Raw genomic sequence first — 22,084 nt, forward strand, 5'->3', positions numbered from 1 at the left:
ACCCTCATGACTTCGCCGCTGCGCCGCAATTTCACCAGACTCGACCAGCGTCCGGGCGAAGTCTACGCGTCGGTCGGAAAGGCAGGCAACCGCGCCGGGAGCGTCCCGCTGCGGCGCGTCGATCAACCATCCATGGAGCGGGACGGATCGGCAATTTCCAGTGAACGCAGCAGCACGCTGGCCTGCGTCCTGTTGCGCACGTCGAGACGCTCGAACACGGCGCTCATGTGCGCCTTCACCGTGCGTTCCTGGATATCCAGGCGGTCCGCAATCTGCTTGTTGAGCAGCCCTTCGGCAACGAGGATCAATACCTTGAGCTGCTGCGGGCTCAGCGAGGCCAGGCGCTTGGCAAGGTTTCGGTCCTGTTCGGCCTCGGTGTCTTCGCTGGCATGACGCGACAGGGGCAGCGGTTCCTCGCAGGCGATAACAGTGCGCAACATGGTCTGGATATCGGCAATGCTGCTGCGTTTGGGAATGAAGCCGGCTGCACCATAGGTCAGCGCGCGCCGCATGACCAGCGGGTCGTCATTTGCGGAAATCATGACAACCGCGACCGAGGGAAACTCGGTGCGAAGCGCGACCAGTCCCATCAGGCCGTGGCTGCCCGGCATGTGCAAATCGAGCAGAACGATGTCGATGTCCGACCGATCGCCGAGCACGACACGTGCCGAATCGAGACTGTCCGCCTCGAGCACTTCAACGTCCGCGCCCAGGTTTCCGACCGCCTGGACCAGGGCCAGGCGAAACAGCGGATGGTCGTCGGCGATCAGGATCCGGTTCATGCGCAGGGAAAAAGGCAGCGCGGACCAGGCCCGGCATCGTCATCCCGGCAAGGACTGGCCTGTGCTGGCAGGAAGCCGGTGGCCCGAAGGGCATGCTGGAACGGATTGCCATCCAGTTCTTCACCTGATTTGCGAAGATCAGTACAAGAACCGGACGAGCCGTCACTCCACCGCCGAAAAGCGTTCGGCCTGCGTTGGAATGACAGCGTGTCCAGCATTGCCTTGTAGCGTCCCTCGTTCATATCGCCCCTCGTTTCACACCAGACTGATATTGTCAGGCAAGCCTGCGTTCAATCCTATTGTCTGTGCGTCAGGCAACGACATTCAGTTGGCTCAGGATCGAGCGTGCCGCTTCGCGCCCATCGAGCACGGCCCGAACGACCAGATCCGCCCCGCGCACATTGTCACCGCCGGCGAAGACCTTCGCGTGGCTGGTTTGCAGGGGCAGACGCGATCCGCCGCCTGCCTTCAGGCGTCCGTTGTCGTCGGTTTCGATGCCAAACCGTGCGCACCACTCGGGCGGACTGGCCAGAAATCCGAAAGACAGGATGACGACGTCTGCTGGAATGGTCTGGCTGCTGTTCTTGATGACTTCACATCGGGCACGCTCATCGCCGTCCTCGACCAGCCGCGTTTCGGCGATTTCGACACCATCGACGACGCCATTGCCGACGATGGCCAGCGGTTGCGCAAGAAAGCGGAAGATGACGCCTTCCTCGCGTGCATTCCTCACTTCCTTGCGCGAGCCCGGCATGTTCGCTTCATCGCGCCGATAGATGCAGGTGACCCGTTCGGCGCCGAGACGGACCGATGTGCGCACGCAATCCATGGCGGTGTCGCCACCACCGAGGACGACAACACGCTTGCCCCTGAGATCGGGCAACACATCGGCATCAGTCGCGGTGCCGAGTTGATGACGCGCGTTTGCGATCAGGAAGGGCAGGGCCACAATGACTCCTGGCATGTCCTGCCCGGGCAAGCGCGCATCGACCGCTGCATAGGCGCCGGTGGCCATGAACACGGCGTCGTAGTCGTCGACGAGTTTCCCGAAGGCAATGTCGCGCCCGATCTCGACGCCCAGATGGAAGCGCACGCCCTGTTCTTCGAGTACGCGGCGTCGGGTGCGCACGATGTCCTTCTCGAGCTTGAATGCGGGGATGCCGAATGTCAGCAGTCCGCCGATTTCCTCGTGACGATCATAGACGTCGGCACTGACACCCGCGCGCACCAGACGATCGGCAGCCGACAAGCCAGCCGGACCAGCGCCAATGATGGCAACGCGCTTGTCGGTCCTTGAAGTCGCCTCGGGTGGTCGCCAGCCGCGCTTGATGGCCTCATCGGTCACCGAGCGCTCGATGGCGCCGATGGTGACGGCACCAAAGCCCTCATCCAGCGTGCAGATGCCTTCGCAGAGCCGATCCTGTGGACACACGCGTCCGCAGATCTCGGGCAGGGGATTGGTCTCGTGCATGAGCGTCGCAGCATCCTCGATGCGCCCGTCCTTGACCAGCTTGAGCCACTGCGGAATCCGGTTGCCCAGCGGGCATCCCCATGAGCAGTAGGGATTGCCGCAATCGATGCAACGCGAGGCCTGGTCGGCGGCTTCGCCATCGACGAAATCCCTGTTGATCTCCTTGAAGTCGGCGACCCGGATCGGAATCGACACTTCAGCCGGCAGGGCGCGGGCGAACTTGAGGAACGGAAACGGGCGTTCGCTCATGCCGCTTCCCTCAGTTCGCTGTTGAGCGCGGCAAGGCTGGCGGCCTTCGGCTTGACCAGCCAGACCTTGTGCAGCACATCGCGGAAATCGCTGAACAACTGCTGCGCCCAGGCACTTCCGGTTGCATCGATATGCGCCTGCATGAGGGCGCGCAGATGCTGCAGGTGGTTCTCCATGCCCTCGAGCGAAATGCGGTTGATGTCGACCAGTTCGTGGTTGTAGCGGTCGAAGAAGTTGCGCTCGAGATCGAGCACGTAGGCGAAACCGCCGGTCATGCCGGCGCCGAAATTGAGGCCGCTGCGACCGAGCACCACGACGGTTCCACCGGTCATGTATTCGCAACCGTGGTCGCCCACGCCTTCGACAACGGCGACCGCGCCGGAATTGCGCACGGCAAAGCGCTCGCCGGCGCGACCCGCGGCGAAAAGCTCTCCACCGGTAGCGCCATACAGGCAGGTATTGCCGATAATGCTGGCCTCCTGGGTCGCGAACTGCACGCCCTCGACGGGCCGTACGACGATGCGTCCTCCGGCCATGCCCTTGCCGACGCCGTCGTTGGCTTCGCCATTCAGCACCAGGTTGAGCCCACCGACATTCCAGGCTCCGAAGCTTTGTCCGGCCGCGCCGTCAAAAGTCAGGGTGATCGGTGCATCGACCATGCCCTGATCACCCCAGGTGCGCGCGATCTCGCCCGACAGGCGGCCGCCGATCGCACGATCCACATTGCTGATCGCATGGCGGAATTGGCCGCCCTGCTTGTTGGCGACTGCGGCACGCGTGTCGCGGACCGTGGCCAGAGCGAGATCGGTCGGCCCAGGAGCGAGCGGTCCGGCCACGCAGTAATCGCGAACCGAGGCATTCGCTTCCGGGCTGCGAAGCAATCGCGACAGATCGAGCTTGCCCTGTTTCGCCGTGATGCCGGGCAGGATGCGCAAGAGGTCGGTGCGTCCGACCAGTTCCTGCAACGAATGCAGGCCCAGGCCGGCCAGCAGGCCGCGCACATCGTCGGCGATGAACTGGAAAAAATGCTGGACCATTTCAGGCGCGCCGACAAAATGCTGGCGGCGCAGAATGTCGTTCTGCGTTGCCACGCCGGTTGCACAGGAATTGAGATGGCAGATGCGCAGGTACTTGCAGCCGAGTGCGACCATCGGACCGGTGCCGAAACCGAACGAGTCCGCGCCGAGGATGGCGGCCTTGATCACGTCGAGTCCCGTCTTCAGGCCGCCGTCGGTCTGCACGATGACCCGATCGCGCAGGCCATTCATGACCAGGGTCTGGTGGGTCTCCGCCAGACCAAGCTCCCACGGTGTACCTGCGTAGCGGATCGATGTGATCGGACTCGCGCCGGTGCCGCCGTCATGGCCCGAGATCGTGACCAGATCGGCACCCGCCTTGACCACACCCGCCGCGATCGTGCCGACGCCCGCATGCGAAACCAGTTTCACCGATACCAGGGCGGTCGGATTGACTTCGCGCAGGTCGTGGATCAATTCGGTCAGGTCCTCGATCGAATAGATGTCGTGATGCGGCGGCGGCGAGATCAGCCCGATGCCGGGTTTGGCATAGCGAAGCCGCGCGATCAACGGATTCACCTTGTCCCCCGGCAGCTGGCCACCTTCGCCCGGTTTTGCACCCTGGGCAATCTTGATCTGCAGGACCTCCGCGCTGGCCAGGAAGGCGGCGGTGACCCCGAATCGTCCGGACGCCACCTGCTTGATCTTCGAGCTGCGCTCGGTGCCATAGCGGGCCGGGTCTTCTCCGCCTTCGCCGGAATTGGAGCGCGCACCGAGACGGTTCATGCCGATCGCGAGCGCTTCGTGCGCTTCGGGTGACAGGGCGCCGAGCGACATGCCTGCCGAGTCGAAACGCTTGAGCACACGCTCGCGCGGCTCGACCTGATCGATCGAAATCGGGGTGCAGTCGTCCCTCACTTGCAACAGGTCGCGCAGGGTCGAAGGCGGTCGCGAATTCACGGCGTCCGCGTATTTCCGATAATGGCGCATCTCGCCGCTGCGTACGGCAGTTTGCAGATGCCCGACGACGGGAGGGTTGTACATGTGGTACTCGCCATCCGGGATCGCCTTGAGCAGGCCGCCGGCGGGCAGCGTGTAGTTCGGATTGCGTGAACGCGCGAGTTGGGCGCGGTACTCGTTTTCGATGTCGACAAAGCCGGCACCGCTGATCCGCGAAGGCGTGCCCGGGAAACACATGTCGACGACCTCGCTGTCCAGGCCGATGATCTCGAACAGTTGCGCACCGCGGTAGCCGGCGATGGTCGAGATGCCCATCTTCGAAAGGATCTTGAGCAGACCCTTGCGGATGCCGTGCCGATAGGTGCGCCCGATTTCATGCACGGTCTCGTTCTCGCCCCCCTTGATCTCGCCGCGCTGGTTCATGTCGAACAGGGTTTGATAGGACAGGAACGGGTAGACGGCGGTGGCGCCGAATCCGATCAGGCAGGCGAAGTGATGCGAGTCTCGTGCGGTGCCCGTTTCAACGATCAGGTTGCAGTCGCAGCGCAGCTGCTTGCGGGTCAGGTGTGCGTGGATGGCGCCGGTCGCGAGCAGCGCGTGGATCTGGGTCAATCCGGGCTGCGGATAGCGATCAGACAACAGGACCATGGCCGCGCCCTTGGCGACCGCTTCCTCGGCTTGCGCGCAGACGTTTTCCAGCGCCTTCCTCAGGCCGATGGCTTCGTCGTAGTACAGGTCGATGCGTACCTGACGATCGACCAGGTGCGGCAAGGCCAGCAACTGGCGCAATTTTCGCTGCGACAACACGGGCGAACTCAGCAGTACCTGGCGGGCGCTGTCGACCGAAAGATCGAACAGATTGCCTTCGAGTCCGATCTGCGACACCAGTGACATGACCAGGCGTTCGCGCAACGGATCGATCGGCGGGTTGGTGACCTGCGCGAAGCCCTGGCGGAAGTAGTCGTAGAGCGAACGCGACTGTTGCGACATCACCGCGATCGGCGTGTCGTCGCCCATCGATCCGGTTGCTTCGGCACCCGTTTCGGCCAGCGTCTTCAGGACGATGTCGCGTTCCTCGCAGGTCAGGGCGAACTGCTTCTGGAATCGGGCGAGCATGTCCGCTGGCATCGGCTCGGCGGCCAGGGCCGGGTCGATCAGATGCGATTCAAGGTAGACCACGCCCTCGCGCAGCCATTGGCGGAACGGCGCGCGCTGCGCATTGATGCGATCGACGGCCGCGCTATCGAGCAGAGTGTGTTCGACCAGGTCAACGGCAAGGATCTGGCCTGGACCGAGGCGACCCTTGGCCAGGATGTGCTGTTCCGGCACGTCCCAGAGACCGGCTTCGGACGCGACAATCAGGTGACCGTCATCGCTGCGCGCCCATCGGGCCGGTCGCAGGCCATTGCGGTCCAGCGCGCAGACCGCGTGTCGCGCATCGCACATGACCAGGCCGGCCGGGCCATCCCAGGGTTCGGTGTGCAGGCCGTAATACTGGTAGAAAGCCTCGAGATCCTGGTCGAGGTTTTCATCGGCACTCCAGGCCGGCGGCACCAGGATGCGCGAAGTTGCCAGCAGATCGATGCCGCCCTCGACCAGCAACTCGAACATGTTGTCCAGGCTCTGTGAATCCGAGCCCGTACGACTGACGTGATCGCCGATGTCCGAGAGGTCGAGCAGCGGCGAATGCAGCTTGGGCTGGCGGGCCAGGGCCCAGTTGCGATTGGCCCGTATCGTGTTGATCTCGCCATTATGGGCAAGCATCCGGAATGGCTGGGCCAGACGCCAGTTGGGAAGGGTGTTGGTGGAGAAGCGCTGATGGAAGGTCACTGCGCTGCTCAGCAACTCCGTACGCTGAAGGTCCGGGAACACAGCGCGCAACTGTCCGGGTGCCGCCATCGCCTTGTAGCCTATTGTCGCAGCCGAGAGGCTGACCACATAGAAGGCGGCATCTTCGGCCAGCGCGAGTTCGGCGCGACGGCGCGCACGAAACAGGGCGCGATCGAACACGGCTTCTTCCAGCTCGCTCGGCGCATTGACGAAGATCTGACGGATCAGCGGCCGACTGGACAATCCCAGCGGACCACAGGGCGAATCGGACACCGGCACGTCACGCCAGCCGGCTGGCTCCAGTCCTTCCTCACGCAAGCTCGCTTCGAGTTGCGACTGGGCGCTCGCCGCTGCACTCGCATCGTGATCGAGAAAGACCAGGCCCGCTGCAAAACTCGACGCCAGCGCTATCGACGCTTCCTCGGCCAGCGTGCGCAACCAGGTATCGGCCCGATAGATCAGCACGCCGCAGCCGTCGCCGGTGATGCCGTCTGCATTGACGCCGCCACGATGCGACATCTTCGCCAGGGCGGAGAACGCCTGGTCGACCAGCCACGTGCTGGCCTTGCCGTCGATGCTCGCGATCAGCCCGAAGCCGCAGCTGTCGTGTTCGAAAGCGGGATCGTAGAGTCCGGTCGTCTGCAGCGGTGTCATCAAGGCGTCCTGCGCGGTGGATGAGCGCACCTATCCATGGCGGATGTGCTCGGGAGGGCTGTCGTGGTTCCATGACGCAGCGTCGCCGACCGGGTGTCGGCGTGATCCCAATCAATCACAAATGCTGCTATGCGTCAAACTGTTTGGACGTCCAAATGGTTCCAACGGAAACCATTGAATCCTGTTTCGGGACAGGCGGAGCGCCGGAATGTTTCTGCTCGTCATCCCGGCGGGGGCTGGAATGACGACGCAGTCAGCGTGGCCTCAGGCCAGTGTTTCCAGTGTCGCTTGCAGGGCACGCTCGAAGCGCGATTCGAGTGCCGCGTCGCGATCGTCAACGGTTCCCAGTTGCGACCAGGTCGCAATCAACTCGCGCAGGGCATTGCCGGGTGCCGGGGCCTGCACGCCACGCATGCGGGCAGCAAGCTTTTCGACCTGCATGTCCATGCGGCGCTGACGGTCTTCGGCAGGCGCTTCCATGCCGGCCAGTTGCTCGATCTCGAGTACGCAATCGCGCAGCGCATCTCGCTCACCGGTCGCAACGGGATTGCCGTCGAGCAAGGGCTGGATGCGAGCCTCGATTTCCTCGGCAGCCAGGCTCAGCGGGGCCAGCCCGGAGCGGGAGGCGTTGAACGCCGACGCGTCGATTTCGCCACGTTCGAGTCTTCGAGCCAGGGAATAATGAGCCAGCCAGATATCGAACTCGGCACGTCGCTGCTCACGGTCATGCCGCGCCTGGAGCGCGGACAGTGCGCTTCGGGCCGATTCGAAACGCTGGCGCAGTGCGCCATCCCGGATGCCGAGCGCACGCCACTCGTTTTCGACGCGCTGCACGCTGCTGCGCTCCGGCATGGCGCTGGCATGGGCCAGGGCTTCCATCTCGGCACACAGATTGGCCGCCGAATCGAGCGTCTGCTGTTCCTGCGCGGCACGTGCGTCGCGCTCGGTGTCGGCGCGTGCAAACACGGCATCCAGCGCCGCACGGAACTGCTTCCACTGCGCCTGGTCGCGTGATCGCTTGCCGTTGCCCGATTTCTGCCAGAGTTTCTGCAGATCGCGTGCCTGCGACATCGCCGTGCGCAAGTCGGCTTGTTCGGAAAGGGCCAGCGCGCGCGCGATCAGATCCTGCTTGGCTGTTTCGATCAGTGCGTACTGCGCACTAATGCGCTCATCGATGGCGCTCAGGGCCGCCTTGAGTTCGGCGGCGAGGTGCTTGCGCTCGCGCGGGTTGACCCGGTCGAGCCGGCGCAGGGCGTCGGTGGCCTGCTTGCGCAGATTGGCCAAGCCGCGCCAGTCCGCTTCTTCCGCACTGGCGGCTGCCCTGGCTTCGGCAACCAGTGCCTCGGTTTCCCCGGTGCCCTGCTTGCGCAACTCGTCGCGCTTCTCGAAATAGGGCTTGGCCGGTTCAATGGCCTTGTGACAGAGCGCGCGAAAACGCCGGGTCATGCCGTCGGCGGAGCGCGCCGGGCGTGCTTCGATCTGGTCCAGATGCGCCCATTCCGTCTGGATCTCGCGAACGCGCGTTGCGATCGCGTCCGGATGCAGTCCTGTTTCCGGCAAGACTTCCAGTTCTTCGCACAGTTGCTGACGACGCTCGTTGTCGCTCCAGCGTTGCCACTCGGCTATCTTCGCGTATTCGCTTTCGATGTCAGCCAGTTGGTCGCGCATGGCTGCAGGTATGGTTTTCATCTGGCGCCGGAGCCGGTTCACCGCAGCGTGACCCTTGTGCGCTTCGGCGGTCTTTCCAGCCCGAATCGCTTCGGACGTGGTCGCGATCGCAGCCTGCAAGGCTTCCACGGCCCGCTTCTGTTTCAGGGCCTGTTCGGCACGTGCCTCCGCCTGCAATTCGTTACGTGCCGCAATCGCGGCATCCTGGTCGGCCCTGGCTTCCGCCACGGCGATGGCTCTTGCTTCGGAGTCGCTGGTTTCCGGCATCGATTGCAGCGCAGCCAGCTGTGCGCCAAGACGCGTGAAGCGCACCGACACCACGGCACTGGCTTCATCGCCGTCGCGTGCGTAGGCGGCGTGCAAGCCGGTCAGCGCCTCGAAGCGCTGCAGCAACTCCTCGCAGCGGCTTCTGGCAGAGCCGCCGGCCAGCACCTGCGCGATGGCTTCGAGCTCTTGCTCGATGTGCTGACGGTCGAGCGCGCGCTGGCGAAGCCTTGCCACCTGGTCCGGGTCGCGGCTCAGCGCATACAGCTCGAGCGCATTCTCGTAGCGCGTGACAAGTGTCTGATCGGCCTTGCCGGCAACGCTTTGCCAGGCTTCGGCAATCCGGCTTGCACCATCGCCGCCTTCGCCTTCGCGCAGGAGGCGCTCCATCTGTTCGCAAAGTTGACGTGCCCGTGTTTCGATTGCGACTGCGTCGCCACGATCGACCAGAAGATTCTCCAGGCGTTCGGCGGCACGGCGACTGATGGACTTGTCGGTCTTGCGTGTGCGTTCGATGATGCGGGCGAGCTGGGATTCCTCGGTGATGCGTTCGAGTGCGGCCTGTCGGATATCTGGATCCGAATCAGCGGTCGCGCGATCCAGCATGAAGGCCGGTTTGTCGATGCGCTGCAACGCAGCCATGCGCAGTTCCGCCTCCGGTGCGCTGGTGGCGATCTGCTCGATAAGACGTGGGTCATCCTGGGCACGCAGCAGGCGCAGGCGATCGGTCAGGGCGGGCGCGGAGGGATGCGTTCCCGCCAACAGTTCCACGAACAGGTTCCGCGCGATCTTGCGTACGCCTTCGTCGCGGTCATCGGTGGCCATGCTCTGGGCCAGGGCGGGATCGGCAAGTCGTTTCAGTGCGGCGATGCGAACGCCGGCATCGGTGTCCTCACGGACCAGCCTTGGCAGGGATTCGATCAGCTCGGGGCTCTTGTCGGTGGCGACTGCGGCGCGGCGCACGGACTCGTCCTTGGACTGCCAGCGCGGCTTGGAGAAAAAACGGGCAAGACTCATGGGTGGATTCGCAGGAAGTTGTCGAGCGCGAGGCTCAGAGCAGGGATTTGATGATGCGGAAACCGGCTATCCAGGTGCCGAACATCATGCCGAGATTGGTAAACACGAAGACCAGCAGGGTGCGCGAGATGCGGTTCTTCCACCAGCCGGTCCAGTGGATGACGTCGTCGCGAAGACTGTCGAAATCCGCCACTCGCGGCCGGTGAATCCAGACTTCGACACCCGCGCTTGCCGCACCCACCGGAACACCCGGCCGGAACGGTTTCAGCGGAGCAACGATGAAGCCGGCCAGCGCACTGAGCGGATGTCCGCCTGCGGCGAAGGTGCCGATGGCTGCACCGATGCCGGTGCACAGAATCCAGACCCACAAGGCGTCGGTGCCGAATTCGGCGCCACGGTAGAACAGGCTGGCGATGGCCACTGCAATGATGGCGAAGATCGCGAATCCGATGCGCTTCGGCCATGGCGATCCGGGTGGCAACTCGGAAAGGGTCTTCTGCATCGGTCCCGGTGCATCGACTTGCGACTCGATGGCTTTCTCGATGCCGGCCAGATGACCCGCGCCGATCACCGCAAGTACGCGCTGCACCGGCTTGCCGGCATTCGATGCCTGTTCCGACTCTTCGCGCAATCGCGCGGTCATGTAGCGGTCGCGTTCGGAGATCAGGGCCTCGAAAAGCGGGGGCGACTCCCTGGCGAACTCGTTGAACATGCTGCCGAGCATGTCGCCTTCCTTGAGCTTCTCGATTTCGCTTTCCTCGACGTCTTCGCGCGAGATCAGGCTCGCGGCAAGCCCACCCATGATGCCAAGCCGGTCGACGAAGCCGACACTGCGGATGGCCCGCTTGAGGGTGATACCGACCTCGCGATCGATCAGCCAAACCGGCAGTTCGCGCGCTTCCGCACCATCGATGGCTGCCTTCATTTCCGCGCCGGGTTCGATTCCGAACTGTTCGGCAAGTCGACGCTGGAATGCGGACAGGGCGAGATTGGCGGCGACCAGGCCGGCCTTGCCCTGGCGGATGATCTGGAACAGATCGAGATTGCGGAACGATTCCGGATCGCGCATCGACTTGTAGCGCGGTTCGCACAATTCCACGGCCACGGCATCGAAGGATTCGCGCTCGAGGATTTCGCGCACGGCCTCGACACTCGCGCGCGAGACATGCGCAGTGCCGAGCAGGACGTATTCGATGCCATCGCGATGGACGCGTGCAATCGGCTGCGCCGCGAGCGTCTCGCTGGCTTCATGTTCGGGTTGGGGGTGTTGCAAGGTTTCAGTGTTCAATCGCGATATCGCTTGAGCAGGTCGGAATAGGCGTCGATGCGCCGGTCACGCAGGAAAGGCCAGATGCGCCGCACGGATTCACTGCGAGCGAGGTCGATATCGGCGATCAGCAGTTCGGGCTGCTTGATCGAAGCCTGGGCGAGGTACTCGCCTTGCGGTCCGGCGACAAAACTGGAGCCCCAGAAATCGATGCCGCGGCCGCCATCGGGCGAGGCTTCGAAGCCGGTGCGATTGACCGCGAGCAGGGGAATGCCGTTTGCAACGGCGTGGCCGCGCTGGATCGTGATCCAGGCATCGCGCTGTCGGTCTTTTTCTTCCTTGCTGTCGTCCGGATCCCATCCGATCGCGGTCGGGTAGAGCAGCAAGTCGGCACCGGCCAGGGCCATCAGGCGTGCGCCCTCCGGATACCACTGGTCCCAGCAGACCAGCACGCCGAGCTTTCCGACCGAAGTCTGGATCGGCTCGAAGCCGAGATCGCCCGGCGTGAAGTAGAACTTCTCGTAGAACGCCGGGTCGTCCGGAATATGCATCTTTCGGTAGGTGCCGGCGATCGCGCGCGAGCGATCGAAGACCACCGCGGTGTTGTGATAAAGCCCGGCAGCACGGCGTTCGAACAACGAACAGACGAGGACCAGCTTGAGCTCCTCGGCCAGGGCGCCGATGCGCTCGGTCGAAGGGCCGGGGATCGATTCGGCGCGATCGAACTCGTCGACACTTTCGTGCTGGCAGAAGTATGGGCCGTTGTGCAGTTCCTGCAGCAGCACGAGTTCAACGCCGTCCCGGGCTGCCTGGCGCAGACCGGCTTCGATGGCGTCGAGATTCGCTTCGGTACTGCCGTGGTCGATCTCCTGCAGCAGGCCGACCTTGAGGGATTTCTGGCTCATTGGATTCGAAAACGGGCAAAGGCGGAATGGTAACGCGGATTGCCTGTTGCGAGGAAAACGAAAGGGCAGAAACGCGAAGTCCGCAGGATCTGGAGGTTGCTTTTCCTTCTCCCCTCGGGAGAAGGTGCCCGATTGGGCGGATGAGCGTGCGCGCGTGCCGGAAATTCCGTTCCGCGCTTACCCTCACCCCAACCCTCTCCCGGGGGGAGTGGGAGCAGCGCCCGCGTCCATCGCAAGTACGCCCTTCGGCAACTGCATGGTCACGCAATGCAGGCTGCCGTTCTGCCAGATCAGCGGGCGGCACGGGATCTGGACGATTTCCCGGCCCGGATGGGCGATGCCGATGATGCGCGCGGCTTCATCATCGGCCTTGTCAGCATAGGCCGGAACGAGCACGGCGCCATTGATGATCAGGTAGTTCGCATACGAGGCGGCCAGGCGGCGACCGCCATCGACAATGGGCTGCGGCCAGGGCAGGGCATGCAGGGTATAGGGTCTGCCCTCGGCCGTTCGCAGGGTGGCCAGTTCGTCCCGCATCCTGCCCAGCTCGTTGAAATGCGCGTCTCCCGGGTCGTCACACGCCTGGAACACGATGGCCTCGTCAGGCGCCAGCCTTGCGAGGGTATCGATGTGGGCGTCGGTGTCATCACCCTCAAGATAGCCGTGATCGAGCCAGAGCACGCGTTCTGCGGCCAGGGTGTCGAGCAGCACGGCATCGATCTCTTCGCGAGACTGATCCGGGTGGCGCAGGGCAAGGCACTTCCAGGTGGTCAGGATCGTGCCTGCGCCGTCGGATTCGATGGCACCACCCTCCAGCGCCCAGTCAATAGGGCGATGCGCGGATTCGACGAACAACTTGCGACGGATCAGTTCGCTGACGATCCGGTCGTCGAGGCTGGCCTCGAACTTGCCGCCCCAGCCGGTGAAGCGGAAGTCATTCAGGGTGAAGCCGTCGGCGTTCTTCAAGCAGATCGGACCGGAATCTCGCAGCCAGGTGTCGTCATAGGGCACCTCGACGAACTGCAGGCGTGCCAAATCGATGCCGTCCGCAGTCAGCAGTTGTTCGGCTCGCTGCCGCACGGACGCATCACCCACCAGGACGATGGCTCGCTGAAAACGGGTGATGCCGGCAACCAGCGCAACATAGGTTGCCTCGACCGACTCGAGCCGGTCGGCCCAATCCGTATCCGCATGTGGCCAGGCGACAAGGATCGCGTCCTGCGGCTCCCATTCGGCGGGCAGGCGCAATCGGGGTGTGTTCATGGAGTGTCGGGAATCAGGCGCCGTCGCGGACGCTGTGGATCACGATGTTCTTTTCGAAGTAGACCGTGAAGCCGTTGTACTGCCAGCGGTTGATCACCGGGTGCAGCGGTGTGTCGCCACCCGCAGGAGGAAGCTTGGCTTCCGGCGCGCCAAAGCGCTTTTCGACCTGACTCATGTTGAGGCCGCGCTGGGGCACGTTGGTGGCGCGCACATTGGTCTGGCCCAGGGTCACGGTTTCCGCATGGATCATCGGAGCGGCCACGAACAGGCCTGAAGCCAGCAGCGTATTTGCGAGAACAAACTTCAAGTTCATCACCGAACCTCCTGATCTCAATGGGTGAATTGACGAATGGCGCAGTTGTATCAGAAGCGTCGCGCCAGTTCCATGCTGGCTTGCACATTGTGGGGCCGAAGCAGATCAGGAGCTGGACCCAAGCCTGCGCCGGGATGACGAAAGCTTGTTGATTGAGCTCCCTGCATTGCAGAAGCTCCACGAGAAATCATCGCCGGCTCGAAGTGCCGCTTCTCGCGTCACGCGGTCGTGCCAGGGCAGGCTGGAAGCACTTCAATTCAGCCGAATGGCTGTTCATCCGGTTCCTGTTCGAACCGGCTGCACACCACCCCGGAAACGCAAAAGGCCGCTTTCGCGGCCTCTCGACGGTGAATCTGCAGGCTGCCGCTTAGCGCTGACGCGCCTTGAAACGCGGGTTGCTCTTGCAGATCACGAAAACCTTGCCGCGGCGGCGCACGATCTTGCAATCGCGGTGGCGGGACTTGGCGGACTTGAGCGAAGAAAGGACTTTCATGGGAAACCTCGGGGCGAACGGGCTTGAGCAAAGCGCGCAAGTATATCGGTGAATTCAGAATGTTGCAAAGCATTATCGGGTGCCGAATGTGCAGCGGCGGCAGGAGGGCGCTGTCTTGAGCCCCTCTCCCCTCGGGAGAGGGGTTGGGGTGACGACTGCATGGATGCAGGAGGTAGAGCGACGCATGGAGCAGTTGCCGAGGGTGCGGTTGGAGCAACAACTTCAGGCAATCGGGAAGCGGTCCTCGAAGTCTGGGCCAAATCTGGCCTTTCCTGGCGCTGCGTTCCTCGATCCGCCCTGCGGGCACGATCCTTCGAATGGAGTAGGGGCAAAGCCCCTGTTCACGAGGGTTCGGGCGCATTGCATGCGCGAATTCTGCCGACCCGGCCCGGTCTTGATTTGATCCGGAAAGGGCCCGAGCTTGGTTCCCATGCCAGACTCCCCGCCGATGACCCGTCTCGAGTTCGACAATGTGTTTACCCGTGATCTGCCGGGCGACCCTGTCTCCGGCTCCGCCCTGCGCGAGGTACGTGAGGCAACCTGGTCGTGGGTCGATCCGACTGCGGTGCGTGCGCCCAGGCTGGTGGCGCACTCCGAAGAAGTGGCGAATTTCCTCGGTTTTTCGGTAGATGACGTCAATTCGAAGCAGTTTGCCGATGTTTTCGCCGGAAATGCGCTTTTGGACGGCATGCGGCCGTATGCGGCCAACTACGGAGGACACCAATTCGGCCACTGGGCCGGTCAGCTCGGTGACGGTCGCGCCATTTCGCTGGGCGAAGTTGTCAACCGCCAGGGCCAGCGCTGGGAGCTGCAACTGAAGGGCGCCGGGCCGACACCGTACTCTCGCAGTGCGGATGGCCGCGCCGTGATGCGTTCGTCGATCCGCGAGTTCCTCTGCAGCGAGGCCATGCATCATCTGGGAGTGCCGACCACGCGCGCACTCAGCCTCGTCGCGACAGGCGAGAGCGTCGTCCGCGACATGTTCTATGACGGCCATCCGGCCGCCGAGCCCGGCGCTGTCGTCTGCCGGGTCGCGCCTTCGTTCATCCGCTTCGGCACCTTCGAACTGCCATCCTCTCGCGGCGAACTCGACTTGCTCGATCGCCTGATCGATTTCACCATTCGGCGCGATTTCCCGGATCTGCACGGCATGGGCGAGACACTGCGCGCCGACTGGTTTGCCGAGGTCTGCGCGCGCACGGCAACGATGATCGCGCACTGGATGCGGGTCGGCTTTGTGCATGGCGTGATGAACACCGACAACATGTCGATTCTGGGCTTGACCATCGACTACGGTCCCTATGGCTGGATCGACAATTTCGATCCGGACTGGACGCCGAATACGACCGATCGGCAGAACCGCCGCTATCGATTCGGTCAGCAGGCCCAGGTCGCCCACTGGAATCTGGCCGCACTCGCCCAGGCGCTGGCCCCTGCGTTCGCCTCGATCGAACCCTTGCAGGCAGGTTTGAAGGGCTACGCCGAAACCTACGCCCGCGCGGAAGGCGCGAATATCGCCGCCAAGCTCGGTCTCATTGAATGCCGCGACGAGGACGTGGCCCTGATGCAGGACGTCTACGAATGGATGGCCGCGACCGAGATCGACATGACGATCTTCTTCAGGACGCTGTCGGAAGACTCTTCAACATCAATGACATCGGAGTCTTTTCGCGACGCGTTCTACGATGCGGGCTTGCAAGAGGAAGGCCTGGTCACGCTGCAACAATGGCTTGATCGCTATGGCAGCCGCTTGCGCGAGGATCCCCAATCCGCCGAGCAGCGACGCGAGCGCATGCGTGCTGCCAATCCCAAGTATGTGCTGCGCAACTGGCTGGCCCAGCAAGCCATCGACAAGGCCGCCGAGGGCGACGAGTCGGAAATCCACAGGCTGCTCGATGTGATGCGGCGCCCCTATGACGACCAGCCGGGCAGTGAAGGCTACGCTGCCCGCCGACCGGACTGGGCGCGCCACAAGGCAGGCTGCTCGATGCTTTCCTGCAGCTCGTGATGATCAGCGGAGCGCACCGCTGCCCGGGCGGCATTCGATCTGGAGCCATGGCGGACATGCCCATTTGCACATGACGAATCCGGGTGAACAGGTCAGGATTGCAGACTTTCCGCGACGCCGCGGACCCGGCATCGTGCCGGTTTTCTCATAGGGCAGGAGGGAACCCCGGATGGAACGTCGCGACTTTCTGAAAACCACCGGTATCGGGCTGGGCGTTCTGCTGGCTCCGGCCTGGGGCCGTGTCATTGCCGCCGAAGAGCTCGTCGGCAAGCTCGATGTGGCAGTAAAGAAGGCACTGGCCGATGCTGCCATGTCCGCAGCAAGGGAAGGCGGCGCCAGCTACTGCGACGTGCGCATCGGACGCTACCTGCGTCAGTTCCTGAACACGCGCGAAGACCGCATCGAGAACGTGGTCAATTCCGAATCGACCGGCGTCGGCATCCGCGTGATCGCCAAGGGCACCTGGGGATTCGCCGCCACCCGTGATCTCAGTGTCGACGGAGTCACCCGCGCTGCGCGCCAGGCCGTGCAGATTGCCCTGGCCAATTCGCGCCTGACGACCACGCCGGTGCAATTGGCCCCGGTTACCGGTTCCGGCGAAGTGTCGTGGGCGACTCCGATCGTGAAGAACCCGATGGCCGTGCCAATCAGGGAAAAGGTCGGGCGCCTGCTTGAAGTGAACGCAGCCGCAATCAATGCCGGTGCCAGTTTCGTCAGCTCGAACCTGTTCCAGGTCAACGAGCAGAAGTATTTCGCCTCGACCGACGGTTCCTATATCGACCAGGACATCCATCGCATCTGGGCACCGTTCTCGGTCACCGTCGTGGACACGGCCAGCGGCAAGTTCCGCAGTCGCGACGGACTGGGTGCGCCGATGGGCATGGGCTACGAATACCTCGATGGCAAGGCGGCCGACAAGGTCGAGTTGCCGTGCGGCGTGGTCGTCTACAAGGATTCCTACGACATGCTCGAGGATGCCGTGGCTGCAGCGAAGCAGGCCAGGGAAAAACTCAAGGCGCCCTCGGTCAAGCCGGGCAAGTACGACCTCGTGCTCGATCCGACCCATCTGCTGCTGACGATCCATGAATCCGTCGGCCATCCACTGGAACTGGATCGTGTGCTCGGTTACGAAGCCAATTACGCGGGCACCAGTTTCGCCACGCTCGACAAGTGGCGCTCGAAGGATTTCCACTACGGCAGCGACATCGTCACGCTGACTGCCGACAAGACCCAGAAGCATTCGCTCGGGGCCGTGGCCTACGACGATGAGGGCGTGAAGACGCGCGCCTGGGATCTGGTCAGGGACGGCATCCTGGTCAACTACCAGGCCATTCGCGATCAGGCCCACATCATCAACGAGGAAGAATCGCACGGTTGCTGCTACGCCGACTCGTGGTCAAGCGTGCAGTTCCAGCGCATGGCCAATGTGTCCCTGTCCGCCGGCAAGGACCCGCTGAAGCCCGAACAGATGGTCAAGGACGTCGAGAACGGTATCTATATTGTTGGCCGAGGCTCGTACTCGATCGATCAGCAGCGTTACAACGCACAGTTCGGCGGCCAGCTTTTCTACGCGATCAAGGACGGCAAGGTGACCGGGATGATCGAGGATGTGGCCTACCAGATCCGCACCCCCGAATTCTGGAATGCCTGCAGCGCCATCTGCGACCAGAGCGACTACCGGATCGGCGGCACTTTCTTTGACGGCAAGGGGCAACCGGGGCAGGTATCTGCCGTATCCCATGGATCGAGCACGACGCGCTTCGACGGCATCAACGTGATCAACACGGCGCGCAGCCTGGGCTGAGCATTCTTAAGGACCATGCCATTCGCCACATGACTATCCACTCACCTGCGACCATTCTTGGTCGGTAAACAAGGGCGTGCGGGAAGGACTTCCCCGCGCACTGCACCGGCAGCTGACCGCTTTCAGCGTTCCCGACACCCGTTTCCTGCGGAGGAAGACGATGCAACGACGAGATTTCATCAAGGCGACCAGCCTTGGACTTGGGGCCCTGATGCTTCCAGCCTACGGGCGGGTCATCGCGGCGGAAGAGCTGGTCTCCAAGCTTGATGTGGGGCTGAAGAAGCGCCTGTCGGACACGGCGCTGACGGCGGCGAAGGCGGATGGCGCGACCTATTGCGACGTGCGCATCGGGCGCTATCTGCGCCAGTTCGTCATCACCCGCGAAGACAAGGTTCAGAACGTCGTCAATACGGAATCGACCGGCATGGGCGTGCGCGTGATCGCCAACGGCACCTGGGGCTTCGCCGCAACCAACGATCTCAGTCCCGATTCGGTGGCCAGGGCGGCACGCCAGGCCGTGCAGATCGCCAAGGCCAATTCCTCGCTGACCAGTTCAGCGGTTGAACTTGCCCCGACCAAGGGAGTGGGTGAAGTCTCCTGGTCGACGCCGATCAAGAAGAATTCGATGGAAGTGCCGATCAAGGAAAAGGTCGAGCTCCTGCTGGGCGTCAATGCAGCCGCGATGAAGGCCGGCGCCGACTACATCAACTCGATCCTGTTCCAGGTCAACGAGCAGAAATATTTCGCCTCGACCGATGGCTCCTACATCGATCAGGACGTGCATCGCATCTGGGCGCCGTTCACGGTCAATGCGATCGACAAGGAAAGCGGCAAGTTCAGAAGCCGCGATGGTCTCTCGGCGCCCATGGGCATGGGCTACGAATACCTCGATGGCGCAGCATCCGGCAAGATCCAGCTACCAGGTGGCGTCGTCGCCTATTCCGATTCCTACGACATGGAAGAGGACGCAATCGCCGCCGCCAAGCAGGCTCGCGAGAAGCTCAAGGCGCGCTCGGTCAAGCCCGGCAAGTACGATCTCGTCCTCGATCCGACCCATCTGTGGCTGACCATTCACGAGTCGGTAGGCCATCCGCTGGAACTCGATCGCGTGCTCGGCTACGAAGCCAACTACGCCGGTACCAGCTTCGCCACGCTCGACAAGTGGAAGTCGAAGAACTTCAAGTACGGCAGCGACAAGGTCACCCTGTTCGCCGACAAGACCCAGAAGTACTCGCTGGGCGCGGTCGCCTACGACGATGAAGGCGTCAAGACGCGCAACTGGGATCTGGTCAAGGACGGCATCCTGGTCAACTACCAGGCCATCCGTGACCAGGCACACATCATCAACGAGGAAGAGTCGCACGGCTGCTGCTATGCCGATTCCTGGTCCAGCGTGCAGTTCCAGCGCATGGCCAACGTGTCCCTGGCCGAAGGCAAGGAAAAGCTCAGCCCGGCCGACATGATCAAGGATGTCGAAAACGGCATCTACATCATTGGCGATGGTTCGTTCTCGATCGACCAGCAGCGCTACAACGCGCAGTTCGGCGGCCAGATGTTCTACGAAATCAAGGACGGCAAGATCACCGAGATGATAGAGGACGTGGCTTACCAGATCCGCACGCCGGAGTTCTGGAACGCCTGCTCGGCCATCTGCGACAAGAGCGACTACCGCATGGGCGGTTCGTTCTTCGACGGCAAGGGTCAGCCGAGCCAGATTTCGGCCGTCTCGCACGGATCGAGCACGTCACGTTTCGACGGCATCAACGTCATCAACACCGCACGCAGCCTCGGCTGAGGACAGGAGATCCAATCGATGAGCATCTATTCCGAACAGGACGCCAAGGCGATCCTCGACAAGGTCATCAAGCTGTCGAAAGCCGACGAATGCACGGCCACGCTGAACGGCCAGATTGACGGCAACATCCGCTACGCCATCAATGCAGTATCCACCAGCGGCATCGTCAGCGATGCCGAACTGGTCGTGCAGGTGGCATTCGGCAAGCGGGTCGGCACGGCCACGATCAACGAATTCGACGACGCCTCGCTGGAAAAAGTGGTCAGGCGCGCGGAGGAGCTGGCCAGGCTGGCACCCGAAAATCCCGAGTTCATGCCGGCGATCAAGAAGCAGACCTACAAGCCGACTCCGACCTGGTTCAAGACGACGGCAGAGATCAAGCCGGAATATCGGGCCACCGTGGCTGCCGATTCGATCGATCCCTGCAAGAAGGCCAAGCTGATTGCGGCCGGCTTCTTTTCCGACAGCAATCGCTTCTCGGCCATCGCCAACAGCAATGGCAACTTCGGCTACCAGACCAGCACCAATGTCGACTTCACCTGCACCGTGCGCACCGAGGACGGCACCGGCTCGGGCTGGGTGGCGCGCAATGTGGCTGACGTCTCGCAGTTCAACGCCGACGAGGAAATCAAGATCGCGATCCAGAAGGCGCAGGATTCGAAGGACGCCAAGGCCCTGGAACCGGGCAAGTACACCGTGATCCTCGAGCCGGCCGCGTCATCGGGCCTGATCTCGTACATGATGTTCGGCTTCGACGCACGCCAGGCCGACGAGGGCCGCAGCTTCCTTTCGAAGAAGGGCGGCGGCAACAAGGTGGGCGAAAAACTCTACGACGAGCGCGTGACGCTGTATGCCGATCCGGCCGATCCGATCGCGGCAGTGTTGCCCTGGGATGACGATGGTCTGGTCCGCGAGCGCACGCCGATCATCACCAAGGGCAAGGTCGAATACCTGCAGTATTCCCGCTATTGGGCCAAGCTCAAGGAAAAGCAGGCCATTGGCCAGCCGGGAAATCTGATCATGATCGGCGGCGACAAGTCGACCATGGATCTGGTCAAGTCGACCAAGAAGGGCATCCTGGTTACGCGTACCTGGTACATCCGCATGGTCGACCCCCAGACCGTGCTGCTGACCGGCCTGACGCGTGACGGCACCTTCTACGTCGAGAATGGCGAGATCAAGTATCCGGTCAAGAATTTCCGTTTCAACGAATCGCCCGTGATCATGCTCAACAACATCGAGGAGATCGGCAAGCCGGTCCGCGTCGGTGATGATGAATCACCGTTCGTGATGATGATCCCGCCGCTCAAGATCCGTGACTTCACGTTTACATCGCTGTCGGATGCCGTATAGCCGGGAACAGGGAATCGGGAATCGGGAATCGTGAAAGCTGAGCGAAGCAGGGCAAATGCAGACTGCGATGTGAGGCCCGATTTCCCGATTCTGTTGCGCGGAATTGTCCGATGACGCGCGCGGAGTTTCTTCGATTGATGGCAGCCTGCGCGTTTGCTCCGCTGCTGCCTCGTTCGCTGCGTGCGGCGGAGTCTGCCTACGACTTCGTGTTCACCCGGCTCATGTACGAATCGGGGGATTGGGATGTCGACCAGCGCATGCCTTCGAACCTGATCGATGCGCTGATCCAGTACACGACCTTGCGCGTCGATCCAAAGGAGCAGGTTATTCCGCTCGGCGACCCGCGCATGCTGGGCGCGGCCTTCTGCTATCTGGCCGGACACAAGCTGGTCGAATTCAATCCGGACGAACGACGCAATTTCGAGAAGTACGTGCGCAACGGGGGCTTCGTCCTGGTTGACGACTGCAACCACGATATCGACGGATTGTTCGCCAAGTCCTTCGAAGCGGAGATGGCCTCCATTTTCGGCCCCGCTGCGATGCAGAAACTGCCGAACAACCACCCGTTGTATTCCTGCTTCTTCAAGTTCGACGGGCCGCCGGCCACCGGATTCGAATTGAATGGCTGGGGCGATGATCTGGTTCACGAGTATCTGAAGGGCATCGAAATCGACGGCCGTCTCGGCGTGCTCTACAGCAACAAGGATTACGGATGCGAATGGGACTACGACTGGCGCAACAAGCGATTCCTGGCCGAAGACAACACCAGGTTCGCCGTCAACATCGCCGTCTACGCGATGACGACGTGAAGGCGCTGTGGTGAACGCAAGGTTCTTCGGTCGCGTGGACGCTGGCATCTTGCACTGCAGGAGCAGGCTTCAGCCGCGATGCTTTCGAGCATCATGCTTCTCAAGAATCTTGCCGAAAAGCATCGCAGCTGAAGCTTGCTCCTGGCAAAGCGGTTCAGAGACT

14 protein-coding genes are annotated in these 22,084 nt (G+C 62.7%); 5 read left to right on the plus strand and 9 right to left on the minus strand.

The features are described from left to right. Positions 1-122: 122 nt before the first annotated feature. The 9 genes from R3F00_RS14250 to ykgO all read right to left on the minus strand — a co-directional run bounded on the left by R3F00_RS14250 (position 123) and on the right by ykgO (position 14,152). The gene (locus tag R3F00_RS14250; RefSeq protein ID WP_371282470.1) at positions 123-782 is read right to left on the minus strand and encodes a response regulator; all 660 of its coding nucleotides are present in this window, start codon (positions 780-782) and stop codon (positions 123-125) included. A 310-nt stretch (positions 783-1,092) separates the two neighbouring features. Next, entirely contained in the window at positions 1,093-2,502 is a 1,410-nt protein-coding gene (locus R3F00_RS14255; protein ID WP_371282471.1) for a glutamate synthase subunit beta, read from the minus strand. Then, positions 2,499-6,962 (minus strand): glutamate synthase large subunit, encoded by a 4,464-nt coding sequence (gltB, locus tag R3F00_RS14260; RefSeq protein ID WP_371282525.1) that lies wholly within the window; start codon positions 6,960-6,962, stop codon positions 2,499-2,501. The genes R3F00_RS14255 and gltB overlap by 4 nt, the downstream gene beginning before the upstream one ends. A gap of 264 nt (positions 6,963-7,226) precedes the next feature. Further along, positions 7,227-9,911, minus strand: coding sequence for a DUF349 domain-containing protein (locus R3F00_RS14265; RefSeq protein ID WP_371282472.1), 2,685 nt, complete (start codon positions 9,909-9,911; stop codon positions 7,227-7,229). Positions 9,912-9,945: 34 nt separating this feature from the next. Continuing rightward, the gene (locus tag R3F00_RS14270) at positions 9,946-11,184 is read right to left on the minus strand and encodes a TraB/GumN family protein (protein ID WP_371282473.1); all 1,239 of its coding nucleotides are present in this window, start codon (positions 11,182-11,184) and stop codon (positions 9,946-9,948) included. A gap of 11 nt (positions 11,185-11,195) precedes the next feature. Then, positions 11,196-12,083, minus strand: coding sequence for a carbon-nitrogen hydrolase (locus tag R3F00_RS14275; RefSeq protein ID WP_371282474.1), 888 nt, complete (start codon positions 12,081-12,083; stop codon positions 11,196-11,198). A 183-nt stretch (positions 12,084-12,266) separates the two neighbouring features. Beyond that, positions 12,267-13,346, minus strand: a complete 1,080-nt coding sequence (locus R3F00_RS14280; RefSeq protein WP_371282475.1) for an agmatine/peptidylarginine deiminase — start codon at positions 13,344-13,346, stop codon at positions 12,267-12,269. Positions 13,347-13,359: 13 nt separating this feature from the next. Further along, on the minus strand, positions 13,360-13,659 hold the full coding sequence (locus R3F00_RS14285) for a hypothetical protein (RefSeq protein ID WP_371282476.1): 300 nt from the start codon (positions 13,657-13,659) through the stop codon (positions 13,360-13,362). A 367-nt stretch (positions 13,660-14,026) separates the two neighbouring features. Beyond that, a complete protein-coding gene (gene ykgO / locus R3F00_RS14290) occupies positions 14,027-14,152 on the minus strand; it encodes a type B 50S ribosomal protein L36 (protein ID WP_092410730.1) in 126 nt (41 codons plus the stop codon). A 448-nt stretch (positions 14,153-14,600) separates the two neighbouring features. On the opposite strand from ykgO, the gene R3F00_RS14295 reads away from it, so the two are divergent. From R3F00_RS14295 to R3F00_RS14315, 5 genes are all read left to right on the plus strand, one after another. Continuing rightward, the gene (locus R3F00_RS14295) at positions 14,601-16,160 is read left to right on the plus strand and encodes a YdiU family protein (RefSeq protein ID WP_371282526.1); all 1,560 of its coding nucleotides are present in this window, start codon (positions 14,601-14,603) and stop codon (positions 16,158-16,160) included. 169 nt (positions 16,161-16,329) lie between these two features. After that, positions 16,330-17,964 carry a TldD/PmbA family protein gene (locus R3F00_RS14300; RefSeq protein WP_371282477.1) on the plus strand — a complete coding sequence of 545 codons (1,635 nt, stop codon included), beginning with the start codon at positions 16,330-16,332 and terminating at the stop codon, positions 17,962-17,964. A 160-nt stretch (positions 17,965-18,124) separates the two neighbouring features. Further along, positions 18,125-19,759: a TldD/PmbA family protein gene (locus R3F00_RS14305; protein WP_371282478.1), complete on the plus strand. Its 1,635-nt coding sequence runs from the start codon at positions 18,125-18,127 to the stop codon at positions 19,757-19,759. A gap of 18 nt (positions 19,760-19,777) precedes the next feature. Then, positions 19,778-21,112, plus strand: coding sequence for a TldD/PmbA family protein (locus R3F00_RS14310; RefSeq protein WP_371282479.1), 1,335 nt, complete (start codon positions 19,778-19,780; stop codon positions 21,110-21,112). A 110-nt stretch (positions 21,113-21,222) separates the two neighbouring features. Beyond that, positions 21,223-21,921: a DUF4159 domain-containing protein gene (locus R3F00_RS14315; protein ID WP_371282480.1), complete on the plus strand. Its 699-nt coding sequence runs from the start codon at positions 21,223-21,225 to the stop codon at positions 21,919-21,921. Positions 21,922-22,084 lie beyond the last annotated feature (163 nt).

This window comes from Dokdonella sp., assembly GCF_041395345.1.
Lineage (GTDB): Bacteria > Pseudomonadota > Gammaproteobacteria > Xanthomonadales > Rhodanobacteraceae > Dokdonella.

What these genes read in the sequence shown, in the direction of transcription:
- R3F00_RS14255 (WP_371282471.1), bottom strand. Translation starts at nt 2,502, where the DNA reads ATGAGCGAACGCCCGTTTCCGTTCCTCAAGTTCGCCCGCGCCCTGCCG.
- gltB (WP_371282525.1), bottom strand. Translation starts at nt 6,962, where the DNA reads ATGACACCGCTGCAGACGACCGGACTCTACGATCCCGCTTTCGAACAC.
- R3F00_RS14250 (WP_371282470.1), bottom strand. Translation starts at nt 782, where the DNA reads ATGAACCGGATCCTGATCGCCGACGACCATCCGCTGTTTCGCCTGGCC.
- R3F00_RS14295 (WP_371282526.1), top strand. Translation starts at nt 14,601, where the DNA reads ATGACCCGTCTCGAGTTCGACAATGTGTTTACCCGTGATCTGCCGGGC.
- R3F00_RS14280 (WP_371282475.1), bottom strand. Translation starts at nt 13,346, where the DNA reads ATGAACACACCCCGATTGCGCCTGCCCGCCGAATGGGAGCCGCAGGAC.
- R3F00_RS14315 (WP_371282480.1), top strand. Translation starts at nt 21,223, where the DNA reads ATGACGCGCGCGGAGTTTCTTCGATTGATGGCAGCCTGCGCGTTTGCT.
- R3F00_RS14305 (WP_371282478.1), top strand. Translation starts at nt 18,125, where the DNA reads ATGCAACGACGAGATTTCATCAAGGCGACCAGCCTTGGACTTGGGGCC.
- R3F00_RS14285 (WP_371282476.1), bottom strand. Translation starts at nt 13,659, where the DNA reads ATGAACTTGAAGTTTGTTCTCGCAAATACGCTGCTGGCTTCAGGCCTG.
- R3F00_RS14275 (WP_371282474.1), bottom strand. Translation starts at nt 12,083, where the DNA reads ATGAGCCAGAAATCCCTCAAGGTCGGCCTGCTGCAGGAGATCGACCAC.
- ykgO (WP_092410730.1), bottom strand. Translation starts at nt 14,152, where the DNA reads ATGAAAGTCCTTTCTTCGCTCAAGTCCGCCAAGTCCCGCCACCGCGAT.
- R3F00_RS14265 (WP_371282472.1), bottom strand. Translation starts at nt 9,911, where the DNA reads ATGAGTCTTGCCCGTTTTTTCTCCAAGCCGCGCTGGCAGTCCAAGGAC.
- R3F00_RS14310 (WP_371282479.1), top strand. Translation starts at nt 19,778, where the DNA reads ATGAGCATCTATTCCGAACAGGACGCCAAGGCGATCCTCGACAAGGTC.
- R3F00_RS14300 (WP_371282477.1), top strand. Translation starts at nt 16,330, where the DNA reads ATGGAACGTCGCGACTTTCTGAAAACCACCGGTATCGGGCTGGGCGTT.